The following is a 7,087-nucleotide window of genomic DNA, read 5'->3' as shown; positions in this document are numbered from 1 at the left end:
TGTCTATCTGCCGCCCCACTTGAGCTTTTCACGCAGCACAGTAAAATAATCCTCCTGGCGTACCTTGACCATTCGCAGTGGATGGGGAGCGCGTTGGACGGTAATCCTATCTCCTGGCAAGAGTTCACAGCCCACCTGCCCATCACAGGTGAGGGTTACATCAGTGGCTTTTCGACTGATTTCAATTTCCACACAAGCATCAGCAGGCAGGATAATTGATCTGTTGGTCAGCGAAAAAGAGCAAATGGGTGTCAAAATAATTGCCCTTGCTGTGGGAAAGACAATAGGTCCACCAGCTGATAGATTATAAGCTGTTGAACCTGTGGGAGTGGCAACAATGAGACCATCTGCGCGGTAGGTCGTCAGGTAGCGTCCGTCAATGGTTACCTCCAGATCCACGATGCGTGCCAGTGCTGCCTTGTTGATGACAACATCGTTCAGAACGGTAGCGCCGGGTACAATCTCATCTTTTCTGGTAACGCTCGCCTGCAGCCTCATACGTTCTTCTACCTCAAAACGCTCTGCCACGATATCTCGGAGGAAGCGGTAACAATCTTCCAGACTCACTTCTGTAAGAAAACCCATGCCACCAATGTTTATGCCCAGAATCGGTATGGTGCTGTCGGCAAGCAAACGGGCTACGCTCAACAGGGTACCGTCTCCACCGAGAAGCACTACAGCCTTGCTGTCCGGAGGGATTTCCAGGGGCTTCTCTCCAGAAGCATTCTGCTGTCGGTGGTGGGCAACGTTTTCTCGCAGACAGACTTCAGTTCCCTGCTGCTCGAACCACCTCTTCATTTCATGGCCCAGTTCAGCGGCTTGAGGCTGTCCCTGCTTGTAAATTATAGTAATCTTATTCATTGATGTTGCACCCGTTTGCTTTCCCTGGCCAGATATCTCTCAAGTTGCTCCAGCATGGCTGCCACCTTCAGATGCCATGCCTTAGAATATGGTTCTCTTAGCAAAACATTGCTCCATGGGTCAACCTCAGAAAGAGCTCCTCCAACCATTGCTGCGGCGGCTACCCGGGAAATTTCTCAGCAGGGCAGCGTCTCCAGCGGCATGTGGTGCCGCTGAAAATATTTTATTTCAAAATAACTGATTCTATATCAGCAAGCCTGCATAGAGAGTAGAAAATCTAGCCTCGAAAGGCTGCCAAGTCAAACCTGCCGCCCTGTAAAGGAAAAGCACGGGCCAGTGCCGCGGCTCTCCGTTTGCAAGAGGAAGGCAGCAGGGAGATCATCTCCCTGCTGCTGTAATATCCGCAAAATCGCACGGCTGAAGGCTTCCGAGGCGGAGGCATTTCTCTGTAAGAAGCACTGCAAGAACTACAGTTGCATAATTTTCCCGGGGAGTAGCTGCAACTCTAAGAATTACTGGGTCCATCTCAATAGATCTTGCTGCCAGCCCCTCTTGGCCAAGAAAAGATATGAAACAGAGGCCCATCTCGACGACTGTACATGGAAAGTGCTGGGTTTAAGGTTGTAAAAGAGGTCGTTTTGGGGTAGATATGATTGTTATTTCTAGGGGGCATATTTCCCATAAGAAAGCGGTTGGAGGAGACAGCAAGGTGGAGGCAGAAGCACGGGCAAGGCACTCCATACTTTCAGTTGACGACGATGAGGACGTGCTTGCACTTTTGCACGAAATAGTGAGCAGTCTCGGCCACGACAGCAGTACTGCTGCCGATGGCGTGGACGCTATTGAAAAGCTGAATGAGCAGCACTTTGATATTGTAATCACGGACATCAATATGCCGCGTATGGACGGCACTGAATTGATCAGAAAAATCTGTGCAGAGCACGAAGACATCGATGTGATTGCTGTGACCGGCTATCACAACAACTACAGTTATACAGACGTCATCGAGGCCGGCGCCAGCGATTTTATAGCCAAACCCTTTAATGTGAACGAACTGGAAGCAAAAATAAACCGCATTCTCAGGGAGAGAACTCAACGAGAGCAGCTCAAACACCTGTCCCTTCGAGATGGACTCACTGGCCTCTATAACCGTCGACACTTTGACGAAAATATCAAAAGAGAAGCGGGACGAGCATTCAGGCAGCATTACGGCCTGTACCTTCTTCTCATCGACGTGGACAATTTCAAGAATTACAATGATCGTTATGGTCATCAACAAGGGGATAAGGTACTGAAAGAATTGGCCCATATCATGATGCTCCATATCCGGGAAAACGTCGACTCATGCTATAGATACGGCGGTGATGAGTTCGCTGTCATTATTCCACATGCCAACCTGGAGCAGGCAGTGATGGTGGCTGAACGTTTGAGAACTCGATACAACGACTGCAAGCTGGAGCCTACCAGTCTGAGTATAGGCATTGCCTCCTTGGAGGGCAGCATTGAAACAATGGAGGAAAATATCCAGCAACTGCTCCTGAACGCTGACCGGAACCTCTATGCTGCCAAGAACAAGGGCGGAGATCAGATCTGCACTGAAAGTCAGCGTGCCAGTTAGCCCCACCCTCTGGTTTACCCCAGTCTGCATAGCTAGTATTGCCTTGAAAAAATGCTTGACAAAGAAGAAATGAATTATTATAAAGGCAATCTTTATTAAACTAAAAGTTTAGCATTAGTAAACTATGGAGCCAGTCATACACATAGGTGAGAAGCTTAGAAGACTGCGCAAGGCCAATAACCTGACGCAAGAGGAACTTGCCAACAGAGCATATCTGACCAAAGGTTTCATCAGCCAACTCGAACGGGATCTTACTTCACCATCAATTACTACCCTCAAAGGGATCCTGGATGTGCTGGGTGAGGAACTGGCAGATTTCTTCAGGGACATCAAGCATGAGAGGATAGTTTTTGAGAAAAAATCACGCGTCCTCAGCTCTGCATCTACCGAGAAAATGAAGATCGAGGTCCTGGTGCCCAGTGCTCAGAGCAGGCTGATGGACCCGGTGCTCCTCGAACTGGCGCCGGGAGTATCTACCGAAACTCACACTCCTCACGAAGGAGAGGAATTCGGCTTCCTTTTGCAGGGAAGAGTTACCGTGTGGGTCGACAAGGTGCCCTATAGAATTAAGAAGGGAGACTGCTTCTACTTTTCTTCCAACAGTGATCACCGACTGCAAAATACGGGCAAGAACGCTGCCAAGATTCTCTGGATCGTTTCGCCACCCGTATTTTATTGAATATCAGCCAGACAAGGACAGCTGTGTGCCACAATAACAATCAATTCTATAATAGCTTACTGGTGGACACATGAGGAGGTGGTCGAATTGAAAAGGGTTGAATACGGTTTCGGCATGCACCTGATGGTGGACGGTTATGGTTGTGATCGTAATAGATTGGAAGATCTTTCCCTCATTTACAACTTCCTGAGCGAATACCCTTCTCAGATGAATATGACCAAAATTATGCCGCCTTATGTTTTTCGCTATGATGGTGGCCGCAAACCAGAGGACTGGGGAATTTCGGGTTTTGTCTTGATTGCCGAAAGTCATATCAGTATACATACCTTTCCTGAAAAGAGTTATCTGAGTGTCGATATATTTTCCTGCAAGGATTTCGACGCTGACCAGGCCATCTCCCAGATAGAAAAGGCTTTTGCCATCAAGAAAAGTGAAATCAAACTTCTGGATCGCGGACTGGAATTTCCCCGAGACACGAGAACTTCCACCTATCTGGTGCAGGAGGAGCGGCATCGCCGGCAAATATGAGGTGTTCGTCATATGGATGACCAGCAACCATCGTCGCCTGCTGACTGGATAGTCCCGGCCTCTGGCTCCGCCGCTTTTGGAGGTCTGGAGGCAGCTGTATCGGATATTGCTTCAGCCCGAGCGCTAATCATCCCTGTACCTTACGATGCAACCACCACCTATATCACTGGAACCAGACAAGGCCCGGCTGCTATTCTCGAGGCATCTCAACAACTCGAATTCTTTGATGAAGAGACCCGCCATGAGGTTTTCAAGGTTGGTATTGCCACCCTCGAAGAGATCGAGGTGGATGCCCGCGGCCCCGGGTCCATGGTTGCCAGAGTGGAGACGGTGGGGAGGTGGGCGCTCGACACCGGCTTGTTTCCTCTGATGCTGGGCGGTGAACACCTGCTGTCACTCGGTATGATCAGAGCCGTCGCCGAAGAGAGTGCTGATCTTACCATTCTTCATCTCGATGCCCACGCTGATCTCAGAAGGACGTACCAGGGAAGCGACTATTCCAATGCCTGCGTCATGAGACTGGCTGGCAGACATGGCACTGTTGTCTCTGTAGGCATCCGATCGCTTTCACTGGAAGAAGACCACTGGATTCGGCAACAGGGGCTTACCGTTTTCTATGCTGCTGACCTGCGAGACAACTCACGCTGGCAACAACAGGTGGTTGATTGCCTCGGACAGGAAGTATATATAACCATTGATCTGGATGTATTCGATCCCGCAGAAATGCCTGCCGTGGGAACCCCTGAACCTGGCGGACTTCACTGGTATGAGGTGCTCAAACTGCTGCGCTTGGTATGCGAAAATAGGACAGTCATTGGTGCGGACGTCATGGAACTTTGCCCACAGGCAGCTCACAGCCCCGCAAATTTTACAGCTGCTAAACTCGTTTACAAAATTCTTGCCTACCGCTTCCACGGTGAAATTAGCGAAAATAGTCCAGCATAGAATATGTTTGACAAGGCTGCAGCAGACTTGCTAATATACAATCATTCATATTTGTGAACTGGGTTTAAGAAAAAATTTATCCGTTTTCTGCATAACTGACATCCTTTTTGCGAGGAGATCCAAACCGCATTGGAAGAAGGATCTGGAACTAGTTTCTGGCATAAGCTCCTCACCTGCCTGAAGTTCGGATTCCGCAAGGGAACCACTCCCCAGGATATCGAAAGAGAAATTCAGCAACTCATTGACGTCGGCGAGCGCCAGGGCATGATCAGCGAAGAGGAAGGAGAGATGATCCAGAGCATCTTCTCTTTCCACGACACCGTAGTTCGAGAGATCATGATTCCCAGGACAGACTGTGTGACGGCCAGTGTGGAGACTCCGGTTGACGGGCTGCTGGAACTGATAATTCAGGAAGGCCACTCGCGGATACCAGTATACGCAGACAATATTGACAACATCGTGGGCATTCTTCACGCCAAGGATCTGCTATCCTCCTGGGGAAAAAATGAAATAGATCTGCAGAGCACACTGCGTACCCCTTATTTTATCCCGGAAACCAAGAAAGTGAGCCAGTTGCTCAAAGAACTGCGCAGCAAGAAATCTCACATGGCCATTGTCATTGACGAGTATGGCGGCTTTGCGGGACTGGTAACCATCGAGGACATCATCGAAGAAATAATCGGCGAGATTCATGACGAATATGATGCTGAAGAAACCCTGTTGGTATCTACCCCAGAAGGCGACCTGCTGGTGGATGCCCGTCTGGATGTGGACGATCTGGCAAAACACCTGCAGATCGAAGCGCCCGAGGGCGACTTTGAATCCGTGGGCGGCCTCATTATCAGCATCCTGGGTAGGGTTCCGCAAATCCAGGAAACCGTCACCTATGGCAACCTCGAAATGGTGATAGAATCAGCAGATGCGAGAAAAATAGACAAAGTCCGAATAAGGCTGCAACAACCAGAAGAAAGTTCTGAGGAATCCCCCCCCCAGCCCTGAAAGTGCGACTCAGCTCAGAAAAATGGAGGAACTGCGGCACCATGCGGCAGTTTTTTTGTGTACAACTAAAGGGTCTTTTGCTGGCTCTCGCTGGCTCTCTGCTTCTCACCCTTTCATTTCCGCGCTATGGCAGCGGCTGGCTGGCTTGGCTGGCTCTGCTGCCGCTCCTCTGGATCGCCGCTGCTTACGCCCCCAGGCCGTCATTCAAACTGGGCTGGCTTGCAGGTCTGGGCCAGGGACTGGGCACCCTCTATTGGATCGTTTATGTAGTCAACAGGTATGGCAGCCTCTCTCTGCCGGTGAGTATAGGTGTCTGCTTGTTGCTGGTGTCTTATCTGGCCCTGCTGCCAGCGCTGTTCACCGCCGGCCTCAGTTGGCTTCGTCTGCGCAGGCTGCCGTGGCTCCTGCTGGCAGCTCCTTTGTGGGTCTCGCTGGAGCTGGCCAAGAGCAACCTTTTCACTGGCTTTCCCTGGGAGAACCTGGGCTACAGTCAGTTCGCCTGGCTCCCTGTCATTCAGGTGGCTGATCTCACCGGAGTTTACGGTTTGTCTTTTGCAGTGGTTCTCGGCAATGCCGCTCTCTGTCGGCTGCTATATCCGTCCTCTCGAAGAGAAACAACCCTGTCGCGATGGGGACTCACGCTCACCGTCATGGTCGTTGTCAGCAGCATGTACTTTTATGGGACCTGGCGCCTGAGCACTTTGGCTGGCTCCAGCAATCCATCTGTCAGAGTCGCCCTCATCCAGGGAAACATCCCCCAGGAACACAAGTGGGACCCAGCCTTTCAACAGGAGACCCTGGAGCGCTATTTTCTCTTGAGCAAGCAAATTATCCCCCAGAAACCAGATCTCCTGGTCTGGCCGGAGACTGCCACACCCTTTTACTTCCGCTCTGACAGGAAGAACAGTGAAATCCTCACGGCAATGGTTCGTCAGCTCGGCAAACCCCTGCTCTTTGGCAGCCCTGCATATCAGTACAAAGAAAAAAGACTGCAACTCTATAACCGGGCCTATCTGCTCAATGGTTCCGGCTCTGTGCTGGGCTTCTATGACAAGATACATCTAGTACCCTTCGGGGAGTACGTCCCTCTGAAAAGGTTGTTATTCTTTGCCAGGCGACTCGTACAAGCTGCTGGCGATTTTGTCTCTGGAAACCACCCGGTAGTGCTTTCCCTGCCCCCTGCCAGGCTGGGAGTTTTAATATGTTACGAGGCCATTTTCCCGGAACTCAGTCGAGATCTTGTCAGGAAAGGGGCAAATATCCTGGTGAACATCACCAACGATGCCTGGTTCGGCCCCAGCAGTGCTCCCTACCAGCATCTTTCCATGGCTGTTCTGAGAACTGTGGAAAACAGGGTGCCCATGGTGCGCTGCGCCAATACCGGCATCAGCGCCTTCGTGGACGCCAGCGGCAGAGTGCTCGAAAAAACAGCCCTGTTCCAGGAGGCTGTACTCAGC

At 50.8% G+C, this 7,087-nt stretch carries 7 protein-coding genes; 6 read left to right on the top strand and 1 reads right to left on the bottom strand.

Annotation, left to right across the window (positions count from 1 at the left end; all coding sequences use genetic code 11):
- Positions 1-3 precede the first annotated feature (3 nt).
- Positions 4-861: an NAD(+)/NADH kinase gene (locus JRI89_15885; GenBank protein ID MBW2072719.1), complete on the bottom strand. Its 858-nt coding sequence runs from the start codon at positions 859-861 to the stop codon at positions 4-6.
- 649 nt (positions 862-1,510) lie between these two features.
- On the opposite strand from JRI89_15885, the gene JRI89_15880 reads away from it, so the two are divergent.
- From JRI89_15880 to lnt, 6 genes are all read left to right on the top strand, one after another.
- Positions 1,511-2,479: a diguanylate cyclase gene (locus JRI89_15880; GenBank protein MBW2072718.1), complete on the top strand. Its 969-nt coding sequence runs from the start codon at positions 1,511-1,513 to the stop codon at positions 2,477-2,479.
- 136 nt (positions 2,480-2,615) lie between these two features.
- On the top strand, positions 2,616-3,158 hold the full coding sequence (locus tag JRI89_15875) for a helix-turn-helix transcriptional regulator (GenBank protein MBW2072717.1): 543 nt from the start codon (positions 2,616-2,618) through the stop codon (positions 3,156-3,158).
- A 114-nt stretch (positions 3,159-3,272) separates the two neighbouring features.
- On the top strand, positions 3,273-3,686 hold the full coding sequence (gene speD / locus JRI89_15870; GenBank protein MBW2072716.1) for an adenosylmethionine decarboxylase: 414 nt from the start codon (positions 3,273-3,275) through the stop codon (positions 3,684-3,686).
- A 12-nt stretch (positions 3,687-3,698) separates the two neighbouring features.
- Entirely contained in the window at positions 3,699-4,631 is a 933-nt protein-coding gene (gene speB, locus JRI89_15865; protein MBW2072715.1) for an agmatinase, read from the top strand.
- Between the two features lie 264 nt (positions 4,632-4,895).
- Positions 4,896-5,630, top strand: coding sequence for an HlyC/CorC family transporter (locus JRI89_15860; protein ID MBW2072714.1), 735 nt, complete (start codon positions 4,896-4,898; stop codon positions 5,628-5,630).
- A gap of 41 nt (positions 5,631-5,671) precedes the next feature.
- Positions 5,672-7,087, top strand: a 1,416-nt coding sequence (gene lnt, locus JRI89_15855; GenBank protein ID MBW2072713.1) for an apolipoprotein N-acyltransferase, incomplete at its 3' end; no start/stop codon positions are given.

Source organism: Deltaproteobacteria bacterium (assembly GCA_019309045.1).
In the GTDB taxonomy this organism is placed as follows: Bacteria; Desulfobacterota; Syntrophobacteria; order BM002; family BM002; genus JAFDGZ01.
Note: the sequence above shows the minus strand (reverse complement) of the source record. Positions and strands in the feature narration are given on the sequence as shown.